We start from the raw sequence: 24,405 nt of genomic DNA on the forward strand, positions 1-24,405 counted from the left end.
ATGGGTCAGCGGCCCTTCAGCCGCCGGACGAGCACCGAGTCCTCGCCGGACTCCGCCAGGTCGGCCAGCAGCACCGCGATCGCCTCGCGCACGATGCGCCCGCGGTCGGCGGCCACGCCGTGCTGCCCGCGCAGGGTGAGCCGGGCGCTCTCCAGCTCCAGCAGCTCGTCGGCGGAGATGTAGACGGTGATCTTCTCGTCGTGCTTGGTGCGCTCGGTGCGCACCGCCTTGCCGCGGGTGCGCGGCGGCTGCGGCGCCAGCGCCGGGGCCGCGGGGGGCGACGTCCGGTAGGCGGCGAGCGGGTCGGCGTCGGCACCGGCGGGCACCAGGGTCAGCCCGGGCATGGACTCCTCGACGCCGGGCACGGTGGCCGTCCGGCGCGGGGCCGCGGCCTGACCGCGCAGCGCGGGAGAGGTCGTGGTCGCCGCGACGCTGGGCAGCTCGGTGACCTCGGGCGCGGGCGGGGTGTCGGTGCGCCGGAACAGCTCGGAGGCACCCGGGAGGACGGGACGACGCGTCACGCGATCTCCTCGCCAGCGGTCGTCGGACGCGCTCCGCGGCGCCCGTCGTCCATCGGTGAACTCGCACGCTCGTTCACAGTGCGATGACCTCCTTCGCGAGGTCCCGGAAGGCCTGCGCGCCGGAGGACGTCGGCGCCCACGTGGTGATCGGCTGGCCGGCGACCGTGGTCTCGGGAAAGCGCACCGTGCGGTGGATGACGGTCTGGAACACGGTGTCCCCGAACGCCTCGACCACCCGGCTGAACACCTCGCGGCAGTGCACCGTGCGGGTGTCGTACATCGTGGCGAGGATCCCGGAGATCTCCAGGTCGGGGTTGAGCCGCTCCTTGACCTTCTCGATGGTGTCGACCAGCAGGGCGACGCCGCGCAGGGAGAAGAACTCGCACTCGAGCGGGATGATCACGCCCTGCGCCGCGGTCAGCGCGTTGACGGTCAGCAGGCCGAGGCTGGGCTGGCAGTCGATGAGGATGTAGTCGTACTCGTCGCGGACGTCGGCCAGCACGCGCAGCAGGGTCTGCTCGCGGGCGACCTCGCTGACCAGCTGCACCTCGGCGGCCGACAGGTCGATGTTGCTGGGCACCAGGTCCAGGCCGGGGATGTCGGTGGGCACCCGGACGTCGGCCAGCGTGGTGCGCCGCTCCATGAGGGCGTTGTAGATGGTGCGGTCCATGTTCTGGGCCGGCACGCCCAGCCCGACCGACAGGGCGCCCTGGGGGTCCAGGTCGATGAGCAGCACCTTGCGGCCCTGCTCGACCAGGGCCGCGCCCAGGTTGATGGTCGACGTCGTCTTGCCGACGCCGCCCTTCTGGTTGCACATGGCGATGACCTGCGCCGGCCCGTGCTGGGTCAGCGGCCGCGGCTCGGGCAGCGGGCGCTGCCGGGCGCGGGCGGGGTCCTGCTTCGAGGCCGCACCGCCCATCTGGGGCTCGTTCTCGCGCGGTCGCGCGACGGCAGGGGCCGCATCCCCTCGGATCGCCATGGTCGGTGTCGCCTCCAGCTCAGGCCCGGTCCGACGCGGCGCGTCGATGCGGTCTTCCCCACCGCTCGGGTCGACACGACGGTAGGGACTCGGTGAGCGATCACCCAGGAGGCACGCCGCGAGCGTGTCGCCGTCAGCTACACCTGCCAACACACCGGCAACATCAAGCGGAACCCGTAGGCAGAAGTAGCCGGAGCCGACCGCTTCCAACTGTCAGGTGAGCGCTCTCGGGTGACTGGTCGCGTACACCTCGCGGAGCCGGTCCACCGTCACCAGCGTGTAGACCTGCGTCGTCGTCACCGAGGCGTGCCCGAGCAACTCCTGCACGACGCGGACGTCCGCGCCGCCGTCGAGCAGGTGGGTGGCGAAGCTGTGCCGCAGCGTGTGCGGGGAGACGTCGTCCACCGAGACCTCCGCCGCCGACCCGGCGCGCTCGGCGGCCGCCCGCAGGATCGACCACGCGCTCTGCCGCGACAGCGGGCCGCCCCGGGCGTTGAGGAACAACGCGCCGGCGCGGCCCCTGGAGGAGCCGGCCGCCGCGAGCTCCGGGCGCGCCCGCACGAGGTAGTCCTCCACGGCGCGCAGCGCGTAGCTGCCGACCGGCACGATCCGCTGCTTGCCGCCCTTGCCCGCCAGCCGGACGACGGCCTGGCCGCGGTCGACGTCGTCCACGGTCAGCCCCACGGCCTCGGAGATGCGCGCCCCCGTGCCGTAGAGCACCTCGAGCAGCGCCCGGTCGCGCAGGCCGCGCGGGCCCTCCAGCGCCCCGGCACCCTCGATGAGCGCCACCACCGCCTCCACCGGCAGCGCCTTCGGCAGCCGCCGGGCGGCGGCGGGCGGGCGGACCTCGGCGGCGACGTCGTCGGTCACCAGCCCGTCCAGCGCGGCGAAGCGGTGCAGCCCGCGGACGGCGACCACGGCGCGGGCGGCCGAGGTGGCCGACAGCGGCGGGTGGACGTCGTCCCCGCGGCGCAGGGCGGCCAGGAACGCGGAGACGTCGGCCTCGGCCACCTCGCCCAGCCCGCGGACCCCGGCGGCGGCGAGGAACGCGGTGTAGCGGCGCAGGTCCCGCCGGTAGGAGGAGATCGTGTTGGCGGCCAGGCCGCGCTCGACGGTGAGGTGGTCGAGGTAGCCGCCGACGACGCGCTCCACGTCGGGCCCGGCGTCGGTGCTCGGCGTGCCGGTCAGGACAGGACCTCCTCGAGCGGGACCGCCGGCATGCCGTGCGCCTCCGCGACCTCGGGCAGCACCACCCGCCCGGCCGCCACGTTGACGCCGTGCGCCAGCGCCCGGTCGGCCCGCACCGCCGCCGCCGTGCCCCCGCCGGCCAGGGCCATGACGTAGGGCAGCGTGACGTTGGTCAGCGCGTGGGTCGAGGTGTTGGGCACCGCGCCCGGCATGTTCGCCACGCAGTAGAACACCGATCCGTGCACCCGGTAGGTCGGCTCGTCGTGCGTGGTGGGGCGCGTCCCCTCGAAGCAGCCGCCCTGGTCGACCGCCACGTCCACGAGCACCGACCCCGGCTTCATGCGGGCGACCAGGTCGTCGGTCACCAGCTTCGGCGCCCGCGCCCCCGGCACCAGCACCGCGCCGACGACCAGGTCGGCGTCGAGCACGGCGCGCTCCACCTCGTAGGCGTTGGAGGCCACGGTCTGCAGGTGGCCCTGGTAGATGCGGTCGGCGGCGCGCAGCTTGTCGACGTCGCGGTCCAGCACGATCACCTCGGCCTGCATCCCGAGCGCGATGGCCGCGGCGTTCATCCCGGCGACGCCCGCCCCGAGGACGACGACCTTCGCCGCGTAGACGCCCGGCGCCCCGCCCAGCAGCACCCCGCGCCCGCCGTGCGCCCGCTCCAGCGCGTGCGCCCCCACCTGTGGCGCCATCCGGCCGGCCACCTCCGACATCGGCGCCAGCAGTGGCAGCGCGCCGTCGGCGGTCTGCACCGTCTCGTAGGCGATCGCGGTGGTGCCCGAGGCGACCAGCGCCTCGGTGCACTCGCGCGAGGCCGCCAGGTGCAGGTAGGTGAACAGCGTCTGGCCCGCGCGCAGCCGGCGGTACTCCTCGGCGACGGGCTCCTTGACCTTGAGCAGCAGGTCGGCGTCGGCCCAGACGTCGTCGGCGTCGGCGAGGACGGTCGCGCCGGCGGCGACCAGGTCCGCGTCGGGGATGGAGGAGCCCTCCCCCGCCCCGCGCTCGACGAGCACCGCGTGCCCGGCCCGGGTCAGCTCGTGCACCCCGGCGGGGGTCAGCGCCACCCGGTACTCGTGGTTCTTGATCTCTCGGGGCACCCCGACGCGCACGGTCAGCTCCGGCTCCGGCCCGGCCCCGAGGTCGTCGGCGCGCGCGGCCTGCTCGCGGCGCCCCGGTCGGGGGCGCTCGGCGCGGAGTCTAGGAGCGGACGACGACGGCGGGCGGGGGCGCTCGGGCTGCCGGGTCGCCGCGGCTGGCCCACGATCAGCGGGGACCCCGACCGGAAGGAACCACCTGTGCGCCTGTACGCCGAGCGACCGGACACGAGGCTGGCCCAGGTGCTCGCCGACCTCGGCATGCTCGCGTGGACCGTGCTGTGGGTGCTGGTGGCGCGGGCGGTGCACGGTGCCGTGCTCACGCTGGCGGAGCCGGGCGAGGCGGTGGAGTCCCTGGGCGCCTCGGTCGCCGACAGCATGGGCGACGCGGCCGACGTCGCCGGGGACGTGCCGGTCGTCGGCGACGAGCTGGCCGGCCCGCTCGATGCCCTCGGGTCGGCCGGGGCCTCGGTAGGCGGCGCGGGCCAGGCGGCGCAGGACGGTGTCGCCACGCTCGCGTTCTGGCTGGCCGTCGTCCTCGTCGTCCTCCCGGTGGGCTGGCTGCTGCTGCGCTGGCTGCCCGCCCGGCTGGGCTGGTCGCGGGAGGCGACGGCGGCCTCCCGGCTGCTCGGCTCCGGCGCCCCGGGCCTGGACCTGCTCGCCACCCGGGCGATCGCGACGGCGCCGCTGCCCCGCCTGGCCGCGCTGCCGCCGGGCACCGGCGCGGCCTGGCGGGCCGGCGACCCGGCCGCGACGCGCCTGCTGGCCGGGCTGGAGGCCGCGCGGCTGGGCCTGCACCTGCCGGCACCGGACGGCGTCACGGCGCCCTCCTGAGCGCCGGACCGCCTATCCGGTGACCGCCGTCCGCTGCGCCAGCGCCTCGGCGACCGTCCGCTCGACGTCCTCGTCCTCCAGGAACCCCTCGTCGACCAGCCGCCGTGCCGCGGCCCGCCCCGCCGCCTCCACCGTGCCGGCGTCGGGCACCGGCCGCCCCGACTGCAGCGGCAGCCGGCTGCCGGCGAACTCGTAGAGCGCGTCCGGCAGGCCCGGCACCGGACGCCTCGGGTTCCAGCCGGTGTGCGCGGCCACCGCCGCCTCGACCGCGGGCAGCCGGACGCCGGCCACCTCGTTGCCGTCGTCGTCCACGGCGCTCACCAGCACCGGTAGGGGCTCCGCCTCGGTCAGCAGCCAGTCCGGGACCCCGGGGGCGACGACGGGCTGCTGCGGGAGCGCCCCGGGGTCCGGGCGGGCGGCGAGCGGGAAGCGGGCGAGCACCTGCTCCCTGGTCCAGGCCGTGCCGTCGGACCGGCGGGGCACCCGGCCGGCGGGCGGCTCCACCCCGTCGCACGCCCACGCGACCAGGCGGAGGAACAGCGCCCGGACGACCGGCGTGGCGTCGAGCGCGTTCGGCGGGTTGGCCAGCGGCAGCGCGTCCTTCATCGGGAACCGCCCCAGGTGGTCGACCCCGGCGAGGACGTAGGCGCGGGTGTCGGGGTCCTCGGGCAGGTCGGCGCCGGTGCGGGAGTCGGAGTGGATCAGCGCGCCGTCCCCGCGCCAGTACTCGCTCGCGCTGTTGGTGAGCAGCACCTTGGGCGCCGCCACCCCCGATGCCCGGTGCCGGGCCAGCACCCCCGCGCTGTCGTGGGGAGGCCCGCACTCCGGCGTCATCGGGTGGGTCAGCGCCGGCTGCCCGAAGCGCTTGTCGAACTCGCCCCGCCGGGCGCCGGCCACGTGCGCGTGGACGCCGTCGAACACCCGGCGTCCATCCTCGTCGACCGCGCGGCCGTCGGTCAGGAACTGGCGCAGGAACCGCCCCGATTGCGAGACGCCGAAGGCGAACGCCGCGTCGGCGTCGCGCCGCAGGAACGCGCTGACGTCGCGGAACGCGAGGAGGCCCGCCCCGCCGACCGGGGCGAGGGCGCTGCGGTAGCGCAGCGTGTACCAGCAGAACGCCCGGAACCCGCCGTCGACCTCGACGCTCGTCGGCGTCGGGAAGCGCCAGTCCTGCCTCGGCACCACGGTGCCCGGTCCGTGCGGCGTCGTCCGCACGGTGAGTACGGCCTCGGGGTCGTCGACGTCGACCGTGGGCAGGTCGGTGAACCGCAGGAACGGCGACGAATCGCTCAGCGGGTGGGCGTCCTGGGCGACGTCGGGGCGGAACTCGACGCGCAGCCAGCCGGGATCGACGTCCGCCCGCGGAACCCGCGCCCCCAGCCGCCCCTCGCCGTCGGGGACGTCCCACTGCCAGCCGCACCACGCGATGGTCCAGCCGCGGCGCAGCAGGAAGCCGTCGCCGGGGTCGGGCTCGGGGTCGAGCATCCGCAGCGGATCGGTGTCCGCGCTCAGGGGCACGCCCATCGTCAGGCCGCGGTTGGGCACGACGACCAGCAGCCGGCCGTTGCCGCCGCCCGTCGGCCGCAGCACCCGGACGTCGGCCTCGGCCCGGACCAGGCCACCGGCGCCCCGGGGCGCGAGGGGCAGGTCCACCACCCCCGCGTTGGCCGGATGGTCGGGGTCGAACCCGAGGTGCGCCACCGCGCGCTCGTACTGGTAGCCCGGGTACGGGCCCTCGGCCGTTCCGGTGACCTCCAGGCGCTCCAGCACGCACGGAACCTAGCGCCGACGGCGGACGGCGTCCGCTCGGCTCAACACCGGGGCCCCGCGCGCCGATGGACCTTCCGGAACCGGAGGTGGGGATGGGACAGGCGCGACGCCGGCCGAGCCGACGCAGGGGCCGGCCTCCGGCCCGGGGCACGGGACGACGCACCCCCCGGCGCGGTCGCTCGCTCGCCGGGAGCGCCGGTACAGCGGCCGCCGTCCTCGCGATCGGGCTGGTGGTCCTCGGCGCGCCCGCCGCGGACCTGGCCGCGCAGGTCACCGCGTCCTGGTCGCCGTTCCGCGACGCGGGCCCGACCAACCAGCTCCCGCAGGTGCCGCAGGTTCCGCAGGCGGTCGAGGACACCGGGTTCGACGTCCCCGACCCCTCGGTGCGTGTGCCCGGCGTCGCCGTGCCCGTTCCCCGCGACCTCGACGTCGAGTTCGTGCCGCCCACGGTGCCGCGCGGGATAATCCACTCCTACACCCCGCCCCCCGCTCCCTGCGGCGGCTACAGCAGCCCGCGGCGGATCGTGCCGGCGATCGTGCCCGGCGTCGGCTCGGCCACGCTCAGCTGGATGGCCGACAGCGACAACGACGTCGTCCGCGGCTACCGGGTGCAGGCGGTGAGCCAGCAGCTGGTCACCGGCCTGCAGCCCGCGCCGCCGCAGCAGCTGGTCGCGCAGCGCGACGACTGCGGCGAGGTGAGCACGACGATGACCGGGCTGACCTCCGGCGTGCCCTACGTGTTCTGGCTGGAGGAGCAGGTCTGGGACGACGAGGCGCAGCTGATGGAGTTCGTCCAGGTGGGCAGCACGTCCCCCGTCGTCATCGGCTGAGCAGGGCCCGTCAGGTCGCGTCGACCGGGCGGAGGTCCACGGCGCCGGCGCGGTACCGGTCGGCGGCCAGCAGCCCGACGACGGCGGAGGGGTTGCGGATCTCCCCGGCGAACACCCGCCGGACTGCCTCGGCCAGCGGCACCCGCTCGATCGTCATGTCGAGCTCCTCGTGCTCGACGGTGAACCCGGCGGGCCGGTCGACGTCCGAGAGCCCCTCGGCCAGGTAGACCAGCACGTGCTCGTCGCAGAAGCCGGGGCTGCTGAAGTACGTCGTCAGCAGCGACCACCGCTGCGCGGCCAGCAGCACCTCCTCGGCGAGCTCCCGCTTCGCCGTCTCCAGGGGCGGCTCGCCGTCGGCGTCGCGCAGCCCGGCCGGCAGCTCCCACAGGTAGCCGCCGACCGGGTGCCGGTACTGCCGCAGCAGGACGACGTCGCCGGCCTCGTCGAGCGCGACCACGGCGACCGCGCCCGGGTGGCGCACCACCTCGCGGACGCTCTGCCCACCCCCGGGCATCGTCACGGTGTCGACGGTCAGGCTGATCACCCGGCCGGCGTGCACGGTCTCGCTGGAGACCACCCGGTAGTCGCCGTCGGCCGGCGGCTGCGACATCAGATGCCGACCTTCTCGATCTCCTCGTCCCCGAGCGGCACCGGCAGCCGCGCCGACTCCTGGAACTCCACGGCCGCCTGCACGAACGCCGCGAACAGCGGGTGCGGCCGGGTCGGGCGGCTCTTCAGCTCCGGGTGCGCCTGGGTGCCGACGAAGAACGGGTGCGACTCCCGCGGCAGCTCGACGAACTCCACGAGCAGCCCGTCCGGGGAGGTGCCGGAGAAGACCAGGCCGGCCTCCGACAGCCGGTCGCGGTAGGCGTTGGCCACCTCGTAGCGGTGCCGGTGCCGCTCGGTGATCTCGGTGCTGCCGTAGGCGCCGGCCACGACCGAGCCCTTCTGCAGCGCGGCCGGGTAGCTGCCCAGCCGCATCGTGCCGCCCATGTCCCGCTCGCCCGAGATGACGTCGACCTGGCTGGCCATCGTGGCGATCACCGCGTCGGGGGTCTCCGGGTCGAACTCCGCGGAGTTGGCCCCCGGCAGCCCGGCGACGTCGCGGGCGTACTCGATGACCATGCACTGCAGGCCCAGGCACAGGCCGAGGGTCGGGATGCCGTTGACCCGCGTGTGCCGGATCGCGCCGAGCTTGCCCTCGATGCCGCGGACGCCGAAGCCGCCGGGCACGCAGACGCCGTCGACCCCGGCGAGCGCCTTCTCCGCGCCCTCGGGGGTCTCGCAGTCGTCCGACGGCACCCAGCGCAGCTGCACCCGGCTGCGGTGGGCGAACCCGCCGGCCCGCAGCGCCTCGCTGACCGACAGGTAGGCGTCGGGCAGGTCGATGTACTTGCCGACCAGCGCGATCGTCACCGTCCGCTTCGGCGCGTGCACCCGGTCGAGCAGGTCGCCCCACACCGTCCAGTCGACGTCGCGGAAGGGCAGACCCAGGCGGCGGACGACGTAGGCGTCCAGGCCCTCGCGGTGCAGGACCTTCGGGATGTCGTAGATCGACGGCGCGTCGGGGCAGGAGATGACGCCCTCGGCGTCGACGTCGCACATCAGGCTGATCTTGCGCTTGAGCCCGTCGTTGATGTCCCGGTCCGACCGGCACACCAGCGCGTCGGGCTGGATGCCGATGCTGCGCAGCGCGGCGACCGAGTGCTGGGTCGGCTTGGTCTTCAGCTCACCGGACGGCGCGATGTAGGGCACCAGCGAGATGTGCAGGAAGAAGCAGTTGTCCCGGCCGATCTCGTGGCGGACCTGGCGGGCGGCCTCGAGGAACGGCAGCGACTCGATGTCGCCGACGGTGCCGCCGATCTCGGTGATGATCACGTCCACCCGGTCCGGGCCCTCGGCGCCGGCCATGATCCGCGACTTGATCTCGTTGGTGATGTGCGGGATGACCTGAACGGTGTCGCCCAGGTACTCCCCGCGCCGCTCCTTGGCGATCACCTCGGAGTAGACCTGCCCGGTCGTGACGTTGGCCCGGCCGGACAGGTCGATGTCGAGGAAGCGCTCGTAGTGGCCGACGTCGAGGTCGGTCTCGGCGCCGTCCTCGGTGACGAACACCTCGCCGTGCTGGAACGGGTTCATCGTCCCGGGATCGACGTTGAGGTAGGGATCCAGTTTCTGCATCGTGACCCGCAGGCCACGGCTGGAGAGCAGGGCGCCCAACGAACTCGCGGTCAGTCCCTTGCCGAGGGAGGACACGACGCCACCGGTGACGAAGACGAACTTCGGCGGCTGCGAGTTGTGGAGGAGGCTCCGGGATGCGGACTGATCAAGCGTTCCTGACGGTCGACCCACGGGAGACGACCGTAACACGGTCCCCCTCCCCGTTCGGCCCCGACGAGGAGGTGCGCTCGGCCACGTCCGCCGGCGGACCGACCGCCCGCGACGGCCCGGTGGCCAGCCAGACCATCAGCGGGACCAGCAGCGTCGCCGCGGTCCCCGGGACGGCGACGCCCGAGTCGTTGACCGCCGCGCCGAGGGTCAGGCTCAGCGCCGCCGAGACCAGCGCCGCGCGGAGCACGACGGCGTCGGCCGGGACCAGCCGCGCGCTGCCCGCGGCGGTCCCCGGGGCGCCGGCGCCGTTCCCGGCCGCGCCGCCCTCCCCGGCCGGACGCCGGGGGGTGCGCAGCAGCCCGCCCGGTCGCACCAGCCAGACCGCGGCGACCAGCGCCACCGGCAGCATCCAGGCCAGCGGGCTGCGCATCGCGATGTCGAGGTTGGCCTCGGCCTTGCGGCTGACGACCGTCCACGCCTCGCCGGTGAGCACCTGCTCGACGAACCGGCCCAGGTGCGTGCGGTCGGCCGCCGGGCGCAGCCAGTCCAGGACGGCGACCGTGCCGACGGCGAGCACCGCCATCGCCAGGACCCCGGCCAGCCGGATGACGGTGACGCGCGTGCGGGTGAGCAGCATGGCCAGCAGCACGAAGCCCGGCAGCGCCGCCAGCACCCCGCCGAAGTCGCGGCCCAGCGGCGGCGCGCCGATCACCCCGACGACGACCACCCCGACCGCGAGCACGGTGAACCCGGTGACGGCCCGGGCCCGGTCGGGACGCGCGCGGCGGCCGGCCGCGGTGGCCAGCCCGGCGGCGACCAGCAGCGCGGAGACCGACAGCAGCCCGAAGCTGAGGTTGCCGTAGCCGGTGAACCGGCCGGCGACGATCGGGTCGTAGCCCAGCGGCGCCACCAGCTCCAGGCGCGAGCCGGTGAGCACGTCGCCGATCAGCGTGGCCAGCGTGACGCCCGCGACGACAGCAGCCGGTCCCAGCCGCCGGCGGCGCCACGGCCCCAGGAGCGCGATCGCGACCACGACGGCGTCGGCGGCGAGCACGGCCGCGGTGAGCGCTGGCAGCGGCGCCGACGAGCGCTCCCAGGGCACCACGCCGCCCAGGTAGGTCGCGACCGGCAGGGCGGCCGCGGCGAGGGCGACCAGCCGCAGCGCGCCGACGGCGACCGGGCCCGCACGCCCCCGGCCCGCACGCGGCCGGGACCGGAGCCCGAGCACCGCGGCGCCGGCCACCACCACGAGGGCGGAGACGGCGACCAGCGACCAGAAGAAGTAGCCGGTGTGCCGGTGGTGGGTGGTCGCGGCCGTGTTCGCGTCGACCAGCGTCGCGGCCGCCTCGGCCAGGTCCGGCCGCTCGCCGGTGGCGCGCATCGGCTGCCCGTTGAACGAGGCCGGCGGCTCCTCCCCCAGCGCCCGCAGCGCGGTGGGCGCGACGTCGATCAGCTGGGCGTAGGGCGCCCGGCCGGTGCTCGCCGAGGTGAGCCAGCCGGAGCCGAAACCCGGGCCCGCGGCCATCCCGACGTGCAGCTGCGGGCGACCGTCGTTGACCTCGGAGATGCCCTGCAGGAGCAGCAGCGTCTCCCCCGGCAGCGCGTCGACCGCGGCGCGCAGCCGGCCCACCGCCTCGTCGATGCGGGCCAGCGCGGCGGCCCGCGGGCGGGGCTCGGTGCCGTCGTCGGTGCGGTCGACGCCCGGCCGGCCCGCGGTGAGCAGCGCGTCCAGCGACACCAGCGACAAGGGGCAGCCCGACAGCAGGGCCTGCAGGCCGGCCGGATCGGCGGGCAGCGCCTCGCTGCGGCCCAGCTCCACGCCCGGCGCCGCGACGGCCAGCGCCGGGGCCCGCCCGACGACCGTGGCGCAGCCGACGGCCCGGCCCAGCGCCGCCGGCTCGCCGCCGAAGCGGTCGGTGCCCCGGTCCTCGGCCGTGCGCTGCACGGTCGCCCAGGGGTCCTCGAGGCCGACGCTGACCAGCCGCTCCTGCAACCCGCAGTAGGTGAGCGAGCTGTCCAGCGCGGGTTCCTCGTCGGCCGCCGGTCCGGTCGGCGCGGCCGGGTCGGCGGGGTCCTCCGGGATCGGCACCGTCGGCAGGGGCACCGGCGGCAGCCCGTCGTCGGGCCCGGGCACGCGCACCCGGTTGCCCGCGCCGATCGTGGCCCACCCGTCCAGGACGCAGGTGGTCGCGCGGACCGCCCGCACCGACATGGCGCCGACGGTGGACTCCTCGGCGAGGGCCCACAGCTGCGGCGTCGCCTCCGGGGTGACGTCGGCCCAGGTCAGCCCGGGGACGCCGACGATCAGCACCCGGTCGGCGCGGTACCCGTCGTCCGGACCCGGCGCCGCGGCCGCGGGTCCCGCCGTCCCCAGCAGCACCGCGAGGACGGCGAGCAGCACCGCCGCCCCGCGCCGGATCACGGGAGCCCTCCCGGCGGGCCGAGCAGCTCCCGGTAGACGGCGACGAGCCCGCGGGCGGTGGCGGCCTCGTCGGGCCAGCTCGCGGCCTGCCGGCGGCCGGCCTCCGCGAGGGCGCGGGCACGGGTGGGGTCGGCGAGCACCGCGGTCACCGCCGCGGCGAGGGCGGGGGCGTCGCCCACGGGGACCAGCTCGGCGGCGTCCCCGACCAGGCCGGGCAGCCCCCCGGTGCGGGTGGCCACCAGCGGCGTCCCCGCGCGCAGCGCCTCCTGGGCGGTGAGGGACCGGGCCTCCCACCGCGACGGGAGCACGCACAGGTCGGCCGCGGCGAGCAGGTCGGCCACGTCGTCGCGGCGGCCGAGCAGCAGCACGGGCAGGTGCTGCGCGGCGATCCGGGCCGCCAGCTCCGCCCGCAGCGGCCCGTCCCCGGCGATCGCCACCAGCGGCACGGCGTCGCCGGTCCAGCTGCGGGCGGCGTCGAGCAGGACGTCGTAGCCCTTCTGCGGGTGCAGCCGCCCCACGGCCACGACCAGCGGCCGGCCCGTGGGCACGCCGAGCGCGGCCCGGACCTCCTCCCGCGTCCGCGTGGCCGCCGGCAGGGCGGGGGCGCTCACCGGCGCGGTGCGGACGTCGGGGGCGCCCAGCCGGCGAGCGTTGTCGGCGAGGTCGTCGGACGCGGCCAGGACGACGTCCGCCCCGCGCACGGTGGCCCGCTCGGCGGCGGCGAGCACCCGCCGCTTCAGCCCGCCCCCGTCGGGCAGGGCGTTGTGCAGCGTGAGGACCAGCGGCCGGCGCGGCGTCCCGGGCAGGCGCAGCGCGGCCGCGGCGACCAGGCCGGCGCGCAGGCCGTGGGCGTGCACGAGGTCGACGCCGGCGAGCGCCCGGCGGAGCTGGGCGACGGCGCGGGCGTCGGCGGCAGGGGCCAGCCCGGCGCTGATGCCGACGGGGACGAACCCGGCGCCGGCCGCGTGGAAGCCGAAGAGCTCCTCGGTCGCGGGCGCGCCGCACACGAGTACGTCGGCGCCCGCGGTCCGCAGCGCGGGCAGGACGGCGCGCACGTGGGTGCCCACGCCTCCGGTGCTGGTCGCCAGCACCTCGGCCACCCGCCGTCCGGTCAGGGGGTGCACCCCGGCCCCGCGGAGCTCGGTCACCTGCCACCTCCCGGCTGCTCGATGGGCACGGGGTCCGGCGCCCGCAGCGCGCGGACGGCGTCGGTCAACGGGCCGCGCGCGGTGCCCATGATGACGGCCGCGACGATCACCAGCACGGTTGCCGCCACCGCGGCGCCGGAGAGGAGTGTGCCGAGGGGCCCGGTGCCCGGCACCGGATCGGCGTCCAGCAGCCGCGCCACCGCGAGCCCACCGGCCGCGCCCAGCGCCGCCGCGAGCAGCGCCGCTCCCCCGGCGCGGCCGATCCCGGACAGCGCCTGCGCGCCGGCAACCCGCGCGACGACGACCAGCAGCGCGGCGCCCGCGACCGTCACCCCGAGGGTGTGCCCGGCCGCGAGCGCGAGCCCGCGATCGGCCGGGTCGAGCGCCCCGGCCAGTACGACGTCCGCGACGACGGCCAGCGTCCAGCCGCCGACGACGCACACCGTGGGCGCCTTCCACAGCCCCTGCGCGTACAGCGCCCGGGTGAGGAAGGCGACCAGGCCGTAGCCGACCAGGCCGGGTGCGAAGGCGATGATCGTGTCGCGCAGGGCGGCCACCGTCTCCGGGGGCTCGTCGAGCAGGAAGACGCGGGCGATCGGGCCGGCCGCACCGACGAGCACCGCCGCCGCCGCGGCGCAGCCGACGGTGCCCAGGACCGTGACGGGGGCCAGGGCGCGGGCGAAACCGGTCCGGTCGCCCTGCTCCGCCCGCTCGGCCAGGCCCGGATAGGCCGACGTCGCCAGCGGGACCGCGATCGCCGCCCACGGCACGAGGAAGAGGGTGAGCCCGGCGGTGTAGACGACCTGGGTGCCGTCCGGGGCGCCGTCGTTGGCCAGCCGGATCGCCACGGCCGCGACCAGCTGCTGGCCGGCGAGCGTGAGCACGCCCGCGAGCGCGAGCCGGGCGACCCGGGGAGCGACGCCGACCGGAAAGCGCAGCGACGGCCGCAGGCCCAGCCGCAGCCGCCGCACCGGCAGGACCAGGCACAGCGCCAGCGCGGCGACCCCGAGGGTGGTCCCGATCCCGAGCACCAGCTCGGCCGGGCGGTCCAGGTCCTCGGCGTCGCGCCCGCCGTCCATCGCGGCGAACAGCAGGTAGGCCCCCGCGACGACGACGCTGGACAGCAGCGGCGCCAGCGCCGGCGCGGCGAACCGGCGGTGGGCCTGCAGCACCCCGGCCAGCACGATCGCGAGGCCGTAGAGCACCACCTGCGGGGCGAAGACGACGAGGAAGCGGGCCGCGAGGTCGGACTCGGCCCCGCCGTCGCCGCCGAGCAGCAGCCGCGCGATCGGCCCGGCCAGCAGCGCGACGAGCACCGCGAGCGGGGCGAGGACCAGCAGGGTCCAGCCCAGCAGGGCCGACGCCGTCCGGCGCACCTGCTCCCGGTCGCCGGAGGAGATCCCCCCGGCGAGCATCGGCACCACCAGGCTCGCCAGCGCCCCGCCGGCGACGACCTCGAACACGATGTTGGGCACCGTGTTGGCCGCGGTGTAGGTGTCGCCGGTGCTGTCGGCGCCGACGGCGTTGGTGAAGACCAGGGTCCGGCCGAAGCCGGCCAGCCGGGCCAGGACGGTGAGTGCCGCGATGAGCGCGGCGGCACCCGCGACCCCCCGTGCGGTCACCGGCCGGTCCCGCGCGACCCCGCGAGCCCGGTCACGTCGGCAGGCGGCCGAGCCGGTCCAGCTCCCGCAGCCCCGGGGTCGCCTCGATCACCCGGGTGAAGCTGACCTTCTCGCTGGCCAGGGTGAGCGCGACGACACCGCCCAGCAGCGCCGCCCGGACCCGGCGGGAGGGCAGGGCGGCCAGCCGGAGGCCCAGCACGGCGCCGACGGCGTTGGCGCCGCTGTCGCCGAGCATGACCCGCTCGCCGAGGTCGGCGGGCAGCACGGCCAGCGCGGCGCCGAGCGGGCCCGCGGAGAGGCCGCCGGCCGGGCCCCACGCGGTCAGGGCGGCGAGCGCGGCGGCGGCCTTGGCGGCCCTGCCCGGCCGCAGGTCGAGCAGGTTCAGCAGGTTCGCGGTGCCGGCGACCAGCCCGGTGGCCAGCACGCCGTCGGCCAGCGCGGCCCCGGCCGGCGCCCCCCGCCGGGAGGTCAGCACCGCGGCCGCGGCGGCCGCCGCGCCGATCCCGGCGACCTTCACGGCTCCCGCCGACACCCGGCCGGCGCGCAGCGCGGCGAGGTGACCGGCCAGTCCCTTGTCCCGCGCCTGCTCGGGGCGGGCGCCGGCCAGGTCGTCGTAGCCCCCGACCACCCCGGATACGGTGCCCACCAGGGCGGCCGCGGCGGCACTGCCGGCCGGTGCGCCGAGCGCGGCCGACGCGGTGGCGGCGACGGCGAGGGCAGGCCCGCCGAGCAGGGTCACCGGGCGCCCGGCGTAGTTCGTGCGGCGCCAGGGGGCGCCGGCGGGGCGTGCGTCCAGGGCCGTGGCGGCCATCAGCGCGGCGCGTGCCGCCGCGGCACCACCGAGGGCGAGCAGCAAGCGGCCCGGCGTGCCGGCGCGACCCCCGGTCACGGTGTGGCGGCGGGCACCGGCGGCACGGGCTGGGTGTCCTCGCCGGTGCCGTACTTGCCGGAGGTGCCCTCGCCCTCCTGGCTCAGCGCGAGCACGCTGCTGATCCGGCCAGCGGCGGTGTCGACGTTGTCGACCGTCGAGACCAGGCCGGAGACCTCCGGGTCGTTGCGGAGGACGCCGATCAGGCCGTCGTCCCCGGCCGCCGCGGCGTTCCCGGCCACGACGGCACCGGAGCCGGCGCCGTCCAGAGCGGTGACCAGCTCGACCAGGGTGTCCAGCCGGGCCTCCGCGTCGTCGCCCTCCACCGCGCCCTCGGTCAGCACGATCACGTGGTCGGCGGGCTGGACCGACGGCGACTCCTGGGTCAGCACGTCGAGCGCGGAGAGCCCGGCCAGCACCGACGACAGCTGCGCCGAGTCCGGCGCCGGGACGACGCCCGGCGGGTTGACCAGCACCTGGGCCAGCACCGAGGCGACCAGCTCGCCGGTGTCGTCGGTGGCGGGCAGCGTCACCCCGGTCGGGCGCCCGGACCCGGTGACGTAGTTCTGCAGCGCGGTCTCGTTGGCCGGGTCTGCGTAGGCGTCGGTCAGCCGGATCGTGCCGGTGAGCGTGCCGCCGGCCTGCCCGATCAGCACGCCGACGGCGTCCACCGCGTCGTCGTCCACCTCGCCGTCGAGGACCAGGAGGACGCTGCGCTCGGCGAGGGTGCCGGCGACGAGCGCCGGGCCCACGGCCTCCTCGAACAGGTCCCCGGTGTCCAGGCGGGCCTGCAGCGCCTGGGTGTTGTCCTCGAGGTTGCGCTTGTCCTCCTGCAGGCCCGTGACCTGGTCCTCCAGGTCGTCGAGGACCCGGCCGTTGAGCGCCGTCGTGCCGATGACGATGCCGAGGGCGATGGCCAGGAACACCGCGACGAGCGAGACGATGTGGTACCGGAAGTCGATCACGAGAGGAGGTTCTCCAGCCAGAACATGTAGCCGTCCCACTTGTCGACCAGCAGGTCGAAGTAGATCTGCCCGGCCGTGGAGGCCGCGAGGGCGGCGCCGATGGACACCAGCGCGGCCAGGACGAGGACGACGAGGGTGAGGGTCGAGATGCGGCTACGGTAGAGCCGGCTGACGCCCTTGGCGTCGACGAGCTTGCCGCCCAGCCGCAGGCGGGTGAGGAAGGTCGACGCCATGCCGCCGCGGCCCTTGTCGAGGAACTCCACGAGGGTCGCGTGGGTGCCGACGGCGACGATGAGCGTGGCGCCCTTCTCGTCGGCCAGCAGCATCGCGATGTCCTCGCTGGTCGCCGAGGCCGGGAAGGTGATGGCGTCGACGCCGAGCTCCTGCACGCGGGCCAGGCCGGGGGCGCGGCCGTCGGCGTAGGCGTGCACGACGACCTCCGCACCGCAGCGCAGCACGTCGTCGCTGACCGAGTCCATGTCGCCGATGATCATGTCGGGCTGGTGGCCGGCCTCGATCAGCGCGTCGGCGCCGCCGTCGACGCCGATGAGCACCGGCCGGTAGTCACGGATGTAGGCCCGCAGCGCCTGCAGGTCCTCCTTGTAGTCGTACCCGCGCACGACGATCAGGACGTGCCGGCCGTCGATCCGGGTACGGACGTCGGGCACGCCGACGCCGTCGAGCAGGAGCGCGCGCTCCCGCTTCATGTACTCCATCGTGTTGGCCGCGAAGGCCTCGAGCTGGACCGACAGGCCCGCCTTCGCCTCGGCCATCGCCTCGTCGATGGACTCGCGCGTCTGCAGCGTGCCCTTCGCGGCGGGCGTGCCGTCGGCCCGGTACAGCGTGTCGCCGTCCACCCGGACCGCGGCGCCCTCCTGGAGGGCGGTGAACACGTCCTTGCCGACGCCGTCGAGCAGCGGGATGCCCGCCTCGGCGATGATCCCCGGACCCAGGTTGGGATAGCGACCGGAGATGCTGGGCGCGGCGTTGACGACGGCGGCGACCTTGCACGCGACGAGGGAGTCGGCGCTGACCCGGTCGATGTCGACGTGGTCGATCACCGCGATGTCACCGGGCCGGAGCCGCTTGGTGAGGTTCTTGGTGCGGCGGTCGAGCCGGGCAGTGCCGGGAACGCCTGACACCTGTTCCTGGCCCCGGCCCCGTCGCAAGGTGCCGATGCGCATGGGGCGATGCTGCCACGCACCCGGACGGGCGACTCCCACCGACGCGCAGCAGCGACGATCCGGTCACGCAGCGTGCTCGACACCACTGTCCCGCGACACGCAGGGGTCCGTGCCTCGGGCGGTCGCGCCGGAGCGCCCACGGCGGCTGTCTAGCGTTGCTGGCGTGACACACGGGGCGCCTGCAGTGATCCAGCCGACCGACCGGGGCGACGGCACGGACGTCGCCCCGACCCCCGACCCCGCGGTGCCCGGGCCGCCCCCGGCCGACGCCGGCGAAGCCCCCGCCGCGGGCTCGACCGACGGCACGATCGGCGCCCCCGCCCCGGTCGGCGACCCGGACACCGCCCCGGTCGCGGACTCCGGCCCCCCGGCCGTGCCCGGAGCCGCGCCGGGAAGCTCGCCCGTGCCCGGTGCTGCGGCCGTGCCCGGAGCCGGGTCCGGTGCCGTGCCCGTGCCCGGTGCCGCGCCGGGGACCTCGCCCGCGCCCGTGCCCGACGGCGCGGAGGCGCCCGCGCGGGGCCGCCGGGGACGGCGGACTCTGCGCGGCCCGGGGCTGCGCGAGCGCCGCCGCCAGCAGACCCGCGCCCGCATCGTCGACGCCGCGGCCGAGCTGTTCGCCGAGCGCGGCTTCGACACGGTCAGCGTCGTGGAGATCGCGCAGCGCGCCGGCGTCGTCGAGAAGACCGTCTTCAACCACTTCCCGGTCAAGGAGGGCCTGGTCTTCGAGGCCGACCCGCCGATGCGCGCTGCCCTGCTGGACGCCGTCCGCCACCGTCCCGCAGGAGAGTCGGTGGCCGCGGCCGCGGGCAGCTTTGTGGTCGCGGCGATGAGCGGGCTCGGGTCGGAGGAGGCGGCGACCGGCGTGGCCGAGATGGCCGCCGTCATCCGCGGAAGCCGCACCCTGCAGGTCCGCGAGCGGGAGATCCTGGGCGAGCTGACGTCGGCACTGGCCGGGCTCGTCGCCGAGGAGACGGCCGCCGAGCCGGGTTCCCTGGAGCCGTGGCTGGCCGCCCACGCCGTCCTCGGGCTCTACGCCGGGCTGCTCGAGCTCGCGCGCGACCGCGTCCTGGCCGGCGTCACCGGCCCGGCGCTGTGCGCGGAGCTGCTGGCGCGCGGGGAGAAGGGCCTGGCACTGCTCCAGTTCGGCCTGGCCGGCTACGCGAAGCGCCGCTGACCCCGGGCAATTCCGCGCTTCCGCCCCGGGGCAACTTCGCGCTTCCGCACCGCGCAACTTCGCGCTTCCGCACCCGCGCAACTTCGCGCTTCCGCACCGCGCAACTTCGCGCTTCCGCACCGCGCAACTTCGCGCTTCTGCCCCGGAGCAATTTCGCGCTTCTGCACCGCGCAACGGCGCAGAAATGCCCCGGGGAGTCAGCCCAGCTGGAGCGCCTTGAGCAGCTGACCCATCCGGTCGCCGGGGATGGTGTCGTCGCGGGTGAACAGCGCGACGGCGACCATGTACTCGTCGTCGCCGGCCCAGCCGCGGCCCTCGTCGACGATGCGGCGGATGTGCCGGGCGACCTTCGGCTCGGCGCTGTACGGGCCGAAGTCCAGGCCCATGGCGAGGAAGTTGACCACCCGGTAGCCGAGGTCTGCGGCGGTGCCCAGCGTCGTGACCGGGTCGGAGTAGCTCGGCACGGCCAGGACGACGTTGTCGTAGCCCGCCTTCAGCAGCGCCAGCGACAGGTCGTTGCCGTAGATGCCGCCCCAGAGCTCGGGCATGAGGATGTCGCGGTCGGGCGCGGGAATGTAGGGCGGGTTGGAGATGACGGTCCGCGCCGCGGGGGCGCCCGTGGAGTCCGCACCGTCGAAGAAGTCGCCGAGTTCCACGGTGTAGCGGTCGGCCACGCCGCGCCCGGCGATGTTGGCCTGGGCCTGCGCCACCGACGGGGCGCTGATGTCGAAGCTGCGGACGCGCAGGCCGGGCAGCCCGGCGACGACGTCGGCGATGGCGGTCGCGTCACCGGTACCGAGCTCGACCACCCCGTCGCGCTCCCAGCCCAGCTGCTCGCGATAGTGCTGGAGCAACATGCACACGCTGAACCCGTAGTGGGCCGACTCGTCGGCCGAGGAGAAGCAGCTCACCGGGCGGCCCCGGGGAGGAACGCCGACGGTGCCCGGTGGTCTTCGCTGACCTGATCTGGGTTGCGCACGACCGGCCCCTACCCCGGCGTCCCGACGATCAGTCCTCCGTCGCCCGATCGGTGGCAGACAGTGACACTTTCGTCCGGGTCAGTTCCGCGCCTCGGCGGCGACGGCGAGCAGCTCCCGGGCGTGCGCCTGCCCGGTGTCGCTGTCGGCCAGCCCGGACAGCATCCGGGCCAGCTCGCGCACCCGGTCCTCGTCGCGGACCGCGCGGATGTCGGTCGCGGTGACCCCTGCGCCGGCGTCCGGCGACTTGTCGACGACCACGTGCGTGTCGGCGTAGGCCGCCACCTGGGCCAGGTGCGTGACGACGACGATCTGGTGGTCGCGGGCCAGCCGGGCCAGCCGCCTTCCGATCTCGCCCGCGGCGGACCCTCCGACCCCGGCGTCGACCTCGTCGAACACCATGACCGGGACCGGGTCGGCGCCGGCGAACACGACCTCGATGGCGAGCATGATCCGGGACAGCTCGCCGCCCGAGGCACCCTTGTGCACCGGTCGCGGTGGCGCGCCGGGATGCGCGGCCAGGAGCAGCACCACCTCGTCGGCGCCCTCGGGCCCGGGCTCGTCGGGGTGGCTGTCGACGGAGAAGGACACCCGCGCGCTCTTCATCGCCAGCCCGGCGAGCTCCCGGCCCACCTCCGCGGCGAACCCGTCCGCGGCCGCGCGCCGGCCAGCCGACACCGCGCCACCGAGGTCGTCGACCTCGGCGCGGGCGGCGTCGCGTTCGGCGGTGAGCGCCTCGAGGGCCTCGTCGGAGACGTCGAGCTGGTCGAGCCGGCCCTGGGCGTCCGCGGCCCAGGTGAGGACGCCGGCCACGCCCTCGCCGGCGGCGGCGTACTTGCGGACCAGCGCGGTCAGCGCGGCCCGACGGTCCAGCACCTCCGCCAGCCGGGCGGGGTCGGCGTCGAGGTCGGCGACGTAGCCGGCGAGCTGGCCGGCCACGTCGGAGACGACGGCGACGGCGTCGGCGAGGTCCTGGGCGAGCAGGACGAGCGCCGGATCGCCCGAGCCGGCCAGCGCCCGCTCGGCGAGGGCCAGGGCCGCCGTCGCGTCCTGGGGCAGGTCCCCTCCCCCGCCGAGGTCGCCGGTGACGTCGCCGACCAGGGCCAGCCGCGCCTCGTCGGCCGCCGTCCGCAGCGCGTCGGCGTCGCCGAGCCGGCGGGCCTGCGCGTCGAGCTCGTCGTCCTCCCCCGGCTGCGGGGCGACGGCCTCGATCTCCTCCAGGCCGTGCCGCAGCACGTCGGCGGCCTGGGCGAGCTCCCGCGCCTGGCCCTGGCGGCGCTCCAGGTCCGCGGCGAGCGCGCGCCACCGTGCGTACGCGTCGCGGTAGCGGTCCAGCAGCGCGAGGTGGTCGGCGCCGGCGTAGCGGTCCAGGGCCCGGCGCTGCTCGGCGGGACGCGACAGCCGCAGCTGGTCGCTCTGCCCGTGGACGGCGAGCAGCCCCTCGGCCAGCTCCGCCACCACACCGACCGGCACGCTGCGGCCGCCCAGGTGCGCGCGGGAGCGGCCCTCGGCGCTGACGGTGCGGGCGAGGATGAGGCTCCCGTCGTCGTCGGGCTCGGCGCCGGCCTCCGCGGCGCGCTCCCACACCGGCGACTCGGCGGGCAGCACCAGCCGGCCCTCGACCCCGGCCCGGCCGTTGGCGCGCACCCGGCCGGGGTCGGCTCGGCCGCCGAACAGCAGGGTCAGGCCGGTGACCACCATCGTCTTGCCGGCGCCGGTCTCGCCGGTGACGACGGTCAGGCCGGGTCCGAGCTCCAGGGTGACGTCGTCGATCGAGCCCAGACCGCGGATGCGGAACTCGGTGAGGCGGCCGAGCCGGGCGGGTGCGGCGGGCGGGGCCGGCACCTGCGCGGCGGCTCGCTCACGCGTCGTCGTCCGGGGCACCGGTCACCTCCCCGCGGCCGTCGTGCGGGGCGACGACGTCGCGTTCGAGCACGTTGCGGCCCGACCACGGCGCCTCGCGACCCGGGCCGTGCGCCCGGGTCTCGGGGAGACGGGCCTCCCGGAAGCCGCGGACCGGCAGCCCGAACTTGGCCACCAGCCGATCGCCGAAGCTGGTCGGGTGCACGCGGGCGATCCGCACCGGCCGGGCGGCGCGGCGCGCCTCGACCCGTCCGCCGTCGGGCACGTCGAGCGTGCGGCGGCCGTCGGCGGAGACGCGGGCGCGGTTGCCGTCCGGCGGCACGGCCACGGTGAGCACCGAGTCGGGGCTGGTCACCAGCGGCCGGGCGAAGAGGGCGTGGGCGTTGGTCGGCACCAGCAGCAGCGCCTCGACGTCGGGCCACACCACGGGCCCGCCGGCGGAGAACGCGTAGGCGGTGGAGCCGGTGGGGGTGGCGAACAGGACGCCGTCGCAGCCGAAGCTGGTCAGCGGGCGGCCGTCGATGCCGAGGACGACGTCGAGCACCCGGGAGCGCTCCGCCTTCTCCACCGAGATCTCGTTGAGCGCCCAGGTGCCGCCGACCACCACGCCGGAGGCGTCGATGACGTCGACCTCGATCGCCAGGCGCTTCTCCACCGAGTACTCGCAGCGCTCGATCGCGGCGAGGGTCTCCTCCACCGCCTCGGGCTCGGTCTCGGCGAGGAAGCCGACCCGGCCCAGGTTCACGCCCATGAGCGCCGCGTTGCTGTAGCGGGCGAGCTCGGCCGCGCGCAGGAACGTGCCGTCGCCGCCGAAGACCATGACGATCTCGGCGCCGCGGGCGGCGTCGGAGTCGGCCGGTACGACCTGGGCGCCCTCGATGGCCAGGTCCGGGGCCTCGTCGGCCAGCACCCGGACCGTGATGCCCGCGCGGGTCAGCCGGTCGGCCGAACGGCGGGCCAGGTCCACGATGTCGCGCCGGCCGGTGTGCACGGCCAGGAGCACGTGCCTGGCCCCGCCGGTGCTCCACGGAACCGCGATGCCGTCCGTCACGTCGTCCCCTCCCGTCCTCGTCGTCGACCGTCCCGCCCCGCTGCCGGTTCCACCGGTACCCCCGTCACTGCGGCCCCTCGTCGACCGCTCGCTGCACGTCGTCCTCCTGCGGAGGGCCGGCGTCGCGGCGCAGGTGCAGGAAGAACTCCACGTTCCCCGCCGGTCCCGGCAACGGGCTGGCGACCACCCCGGCGGTGCCCCAGCCCAGCGCGGCGGCGGCCTGCGCGACCTCGAGCACCGCGGCCCGGCGCGCGGCGGGGTCGCGGACGACGCCACCGGCGCCCAGCCGCTCCCGGCCGACCTCGAACTGCGGCTTGACCATGGGCAGCAGGTCGGCCTCGGCGGTGGCGCAGGCGGTGAGCGCGGGCAGCACCAGGCGCAGCGAGATGAACGACAGGTCGGCCACCACGAGGTCGACGGGCCCGCCGATCTGCTCGGGGGTCAGGCTGCGGACGTTGGTGCGTTCGTGGACGTGCACCCGCCCGTCGGTGCGCAACGACCAGGCCAGTTCCCCGTAGCCGACGTCGGCGGCGACGACCTCGCGCGCGCCCCGGCTCAGCAGGACCTCGGTGAAGCCGCCGGTCGAGGCGCCGGCGTCCAGGGCACGCCGGCCCTCGACGGCCACCCCGAAGGCGTCGAGGGCGCCGAGGAGCTTGTGCGCGCCCCGGGAGACCCACCGGTGCTCGTCCGGGTCGGTGCGGACGACGACCGGCGTCGCGGCCTCCACCCCGGTCGCGGGCTTCGTCGCCGCCTGCCCGGCGATCGCCACCCGGCCCTCCGCGATGAGGGCGACGGCGTGCTCGCGGGACCGGGCCAGGCCCCGCCGCACGAGCTCGGCGTCGAGCCGGCTGCGGCGCGCCATCAGAGCTGGTCGATCGTGCGGAGTTCGCGCTCGAGTCGGGCGTGCTCGGCCTCGAAGAGCTCGACGTGCTCGGCGAGCGGGCGCTCGTCGAGGCCCTCCAGGCGCTCTCCGGCGGTCGGTTCCCTCGCCTCGCTCGGGGGCGGCCCGGGCACGGGACGCGGCCGGCTGGGCTCGGACATCGCGGCCGCCTCTCGTGGGTGTCGGGGCAGGCGGCGTGCGCGGCCGCCCGGCGGATGTGGTGGGGTCTGGTCCCGGCTGCGAGGTTACCGGCCGGGGACGACGGGCACGCCCGCGTCGGCCGGTGACGGCGGGCATCCCCCGCGGCCACCGGTCCCCCGACCCGCACCGAGCCCGGACGACGAGGAGGTCAGCCCGCGTGGCGACGATCGAGCAGTGCATGACCGCGCTCCAGGGCATCCTGGGCGACCTCGCGAGCAAGCCCGCCGCCCAGGGCCTGGACCGCTCCCTGTCCTGCCGACTGCCCGACCTCGGCCAGGTGCTGCGCGGGCGGCTGGCCGGCGGGGCGGTGCGGGACCTGAGCGCCGAGGACGACGGGGCGGCCGGGCCCAAGGCGGACATCCGGCTGACGATGAGCAGCGACGACCTGGTGGCCCTGACCACCGGCTCGCTGTCCTTCGGCCCGGCGTGGGCCTCGGGCCGCGTCAAGCTCGAGGCCGGGCTGCGGGACATGCTCCGGTTGCGCTCTCTGCTCTGACCCG

At 76.4% G+C, this 24,405-nt stretch carries 22 protein-coding genes; 4 read left to right on the top strand and 18 right to left on the bottom strand.

Annotation, left to right across the window (positions count from 1 at the left end; genetic code table 11):
- Positions 1–5: 5 nt before the first annotated feature.
- From BMY88_RS10500 to ald, 4 genes are all read right to left on the bottom strand, one after another.
- Entirely contained in the window at positions 6–521 is a 516-nt protein-coding gene (locus BMY88_RS10500) for a hypothetical protein (protein WP_091942817.1), read from the bottom strand.
- A gap of 73 nt (positions 522–594) precedes the next feature.
- Positions 595–1,440, bottom strand: a complete 846-nt coding sequence (locus BMY88_RS10505) for a ParA family protein (RefSeq protein WP_211435590.1) — start codon at positions 1,438–1,440, stop codon at positions 595–597.
- 273 nt (positions 1,441–1,713) lie between these two features.
- On the bottom strand, positions 1,714–2,652 hold the full coding sequence (locus tag BMY88_RS10510) for a site-specific tyrosine recombinase XerD (RefSeq protein ID WP_244524580.1): 939 nt from the start codon (positions 2,650–2,652) through the stop codon (positions 1,714–1,716).
- 32 nt (positions 2,653–2,684) lie between these two features.
- The gene (gene ald / locus BMY88_RS10515) at positions 2,685–3,788 is read right to left on the bottom strand and encodes an alanine dehydrogenase (RefSeq protein ID WP_244524581.1); all 1,104 of its coding nucleotides are present in this window, start codon (positions 3,786–3,788) and stop codon (positions 2,685–2,687) included.
- A 198-nt stretch (positions 3,789–3,986) separates the two neighbouring features.
- On the opposite strand from ald, the gene BMY88_RS10520 reads away from it, so the two are divergent.
- Positions 3,987–4,619 (top strand): hypothetical protein, encoded by a 633-nt coding sequence (locus BMY88_RS10520; RefSeq protein ID WP_170861054.1) that lies wholly within the window; start codon positions 3,987–3,989, stop codon positions 4,617–4,619.
- A gap of 12 nt (positions 4,620–4,631) precedes the next feature.
- Here BMY88_RS10520 and BMY88_RS23820 read toward each other — a convergent pair whose 3' ends face one another.
- Positions 4,632–6,389 (bottom strand): alpha/beta hydrolase domain-containing protein, encoded by a 1,758-nt coding sequence (locus BMY88_RS23820; RefSeq protein WP_091942824.1) that lies wholly within the window; start codon positions 6,387–6,389, stop codon positions 4,632–4,634.
- A gap of 230 nt (positions 6,390–6,619) precedes the next feature.
- On the opposite strand from BMY88_RS23820, the gene BMY88_RS10530 reads away from it, so the two are divergent.
- Positions 6,620–7,219, top strand: a complete 600-nt coding sequence (locus BMY88_RS10530) for a hypothetical protein (protein WP_091942826.1) — start codon at positions 6,620–6,622, stop codon at positions 7,217–7,219.
- A gap of 10 nt (positions 7,220–7,229) precedes the next feature.
- On the opposite strand, the gene BMY88_RS10535 is transcribed toward BMY88_RS10530, so the two are convergent.
- The 8 genes from BMY88_RS10535 to steA are packed head-to-tail and all read right to left on the bottom strand — an operon-like array spanning position 7,230 to position 17,717.
- Positions 7,230–7,829 (bottom strand): NUDIX domain-containing protein, encoded by a 600-nt coding sequence (locus BMY88_RS10535; RefSeq protein ID WP_091942828.1) that lies wholly within the window; start codon positions 7,827–7,829, stop codon positions 7,230–7,232.
- Positions 7,829–9,571: a CTP synthase gene (pyrG, locus tag BMY88_RS10540; RefSeq protein WP_091942830.1), complete on the bottom strand. Its 1,743-nt coding sequence runs from the start codon at positions 9,569–9,571 to the stop codon at positions 7,829–7,831. Before pyrG ends, BMY88_RS10535 begins: the two co-directional genes overlap by 1 nt.
- Positions 9,546–11,972, bottom strand: a complete 2,427-nt coding sequence (locus BMY88_RS10545) for an alkaline phosphatase family protein (RefSeq protein WP_244524582.1) — start codon at positions 11,970–11,972, stop codon at positions 9,546–9,548. Before BMY88_RS10545 ends, pyrG begins: the two co-directional genes overlap by 26 nt.
- A complete protein-coding gene (locus BMY88_RS10550; RefSeq protein ID WP_244524583.1) occupies positions 11,969–13,120 on the bottom strand; it encodes a glycosyltransferase family 4 protein in 1,152 nt (383 codons plus the stop codon). Before BMY88_RS10550 ends, BMY88_RS10545 begins: the two co-directional genes overlap by 4 nt.
- On the bottom strand, positions 13,117–14,742 hold the full coding sequence (gene murJ / locus BMY88_RS10555) for a murein biosynthesis integral membrane protein MurJ (protein ID WP_091942832.1): 1,626 nt from the start codon (positions 14,740–14,742) through the stop codon (positions 13,117–13,119). Before murJ ends, BMY88_RS10550 begins: the two co-directional genes overlap by 4 nt.
- Positions 14,743–14,773: 31 nt before the next feature.
- Positions 14,774–15,598, bottom strand: coding sequence for a hypothetical protein (locus tag BMY88_RS10560; protein ID WP_091942946.1), 825 nt, complete (start codon positions 15,596–15,598; stop codon positions 14,774–14,776).
- A 29-nt stretch (positions 15,599–15,627) separates the two neighbouring features.
- Complete coding sequence (locus tag BMY88_RS10565) at positions 15,628–16,575, bottom strand: copper transporter (protein ID WP_091942834.1); 948 nt, start codon at positions 16,573–16,575, stop codon at positions 15,628–15,630.
- The gene (gene steA, locus BMY88_RS10570; RefSeq protein ID WP_244524584.1) at positions 16,572–17,717 is read right to left on the bottom strand and encodes a putative cytokinetic ring protein SteA; all 1,146 of its coding nucleotides are present in this window, start codon (positions 17,715–17,717) and stop codon (positions 16,572–16,574) included. The genes BMY88_RS10565 and steA overlap by 4 nt, the downstream gene beginning before the upstream one ends.
- A 205-nt stretch (positions 17,718–17,922) precedes the next feature.
- On the opposite strand from steA, the gene BMY88_RS10575 reads away from it, so the two are divergent.
- Positions 17,923–18,933, top strand: coding sequence for a TetR/AcrR family transcriptional regulator (locus tag BMY88_RS10575; protein WP_244524585.1), 1,011 nt, complete (start codon positions 17,923–17,925; stop codon positions 18,931–18,933).
- A gap of 197 nt (positions 18,934–19,130) precedes the next feature.
- Here BMY88_RS10575 and BMY88_RS10580 read toward each other — a convergent pair whose 3' ends face one another.
- The 5 genes from BMY88_RS10580 to BMY88_RS10600 all read right to left on the bottom strand — a co-directional run bounded on the left by BMY88_RS10580 (position 19,131) and on the right by BMY88_RS10600 (position 23,865).
- Positions 19,131–19,844 (bottom strand): class I SAM-dependent methyltransferase, encoded by a 714-nt coding sequence (locus tag BMY88_RS10580; protein ID WP_091942838.1) that lies wholly within the window; start codon positions 19,842–19,844, stop codon positions 19,131–19,133.
- Between the two features lie 147 nt (positions 19,845–19,991).
- Positions 19,992–21,794, bottom strand: a complete 1,803-nt coding sequence (recN, locus tag BMY88_RS10585) for a DNA repair protein RecN (protein ID WP_211435591.1) — start codon at positions 21,792–21,794, stop codon at positions 19,992–19,994.
- Positions 21,772–22,824 (bottom strand): NAD kinase, encoded by a 1,053-nt coding sequence (locus BMY88_RS10590; protein WP_091942840.1) that lies wholly within the window; start codon positions 22,822–22,824, stop codon positions 21,772–21,774. The genes recN and BMY88_RS10590 overlap by 23 nt, the downstream gene beginning before the upstream one ends.
- A gap of 64 nt (positions 22,825–22,888) precedes the next feature.
- Complete coding sequence (locus BMY88_RS10595) at positions 22,889–23,686, bottom strand: TlyA family RNA methyltransferase (protein ID WP_091942842.1); 798 nt, start codon at positions 23,684–23,686, stop codon at positions 22,889–22,891.
- The gene (locus tag BMY88_RS10600) at positions 23,686–23,865 is read right to left on the bottom strand and encodes a hypothetical protein (protein ID WP_091942844.1); all 180 of its coding nucleotides are present in this window, start codon (positions 23,863–23,865) and stop codon (positions 23,686–23,688) included. The genes BMY88_RS10595 and BMY88_RS10600 overlap by 1 nt, the downstream gene beginning before the upstream one ends.
- Positions 23,866–24,062: 197 nt before the next feature.
- Here BMY88_RS10600 and BMY88_RS10605 point away from each other — a divergent pair, with 197 nt between their 5' ends.
- A complete protein-coding gene (locus BMY88_RS10605) occupies positions 24,063–24,401 on the top strand; it encodes a sterol-binding protein (RefSeq protein ID WP_091942846.1) in 339 nt (112 codons plus the stop codon).
- Positions 24,402–24,405: the final 4 nt, after the last annotated feature.

The sequence above is a fragment of the Trujillonella endophytica genome (genome assembly GCF_900110555.1).
GTDB classification, from domain to species: Bacteria; Actinomycetota; Actinomycetes; order Mycobacteriales; family Geodermatophilaceae; genus Trujillonella; species Trujillonella endophytica.

Excerpts from the sequence above, each read along its gene's own strand:
- BMY88_RS10505 (WP_211435590.1), bottom strand. The coding sequence starts at position 1,440 with ATGGGCGGTGCGGCCTCGAAGCAGGACCCCGCCCGCGCCCGGCAGCGC.
- BMY88_RS10535 (WP_091942828.1), bottom strand. The coding sequence starts at position 7,829 with ATGTCGCAGCCGCCGGCCGACGGCGACTACCGGGTGGTCTCCAGCGAG.
- BMY88_RS10595 (WP_091942842.1), bottom strand. The coding sequence starts at position 23,686 with ATGGCGCGCCGCAGCCGGCTCGACGCCGAGCTCGTGCGGCGGGGCCTG.
- BMY88_RS10600 (WP_091942844.1), bottom strand. The coding sequence starts at position 23,865 with ATGTCCGAGCCCAGCCGGCCGCGTCCCGTGCCCGGGCCGCCCCCGAGC.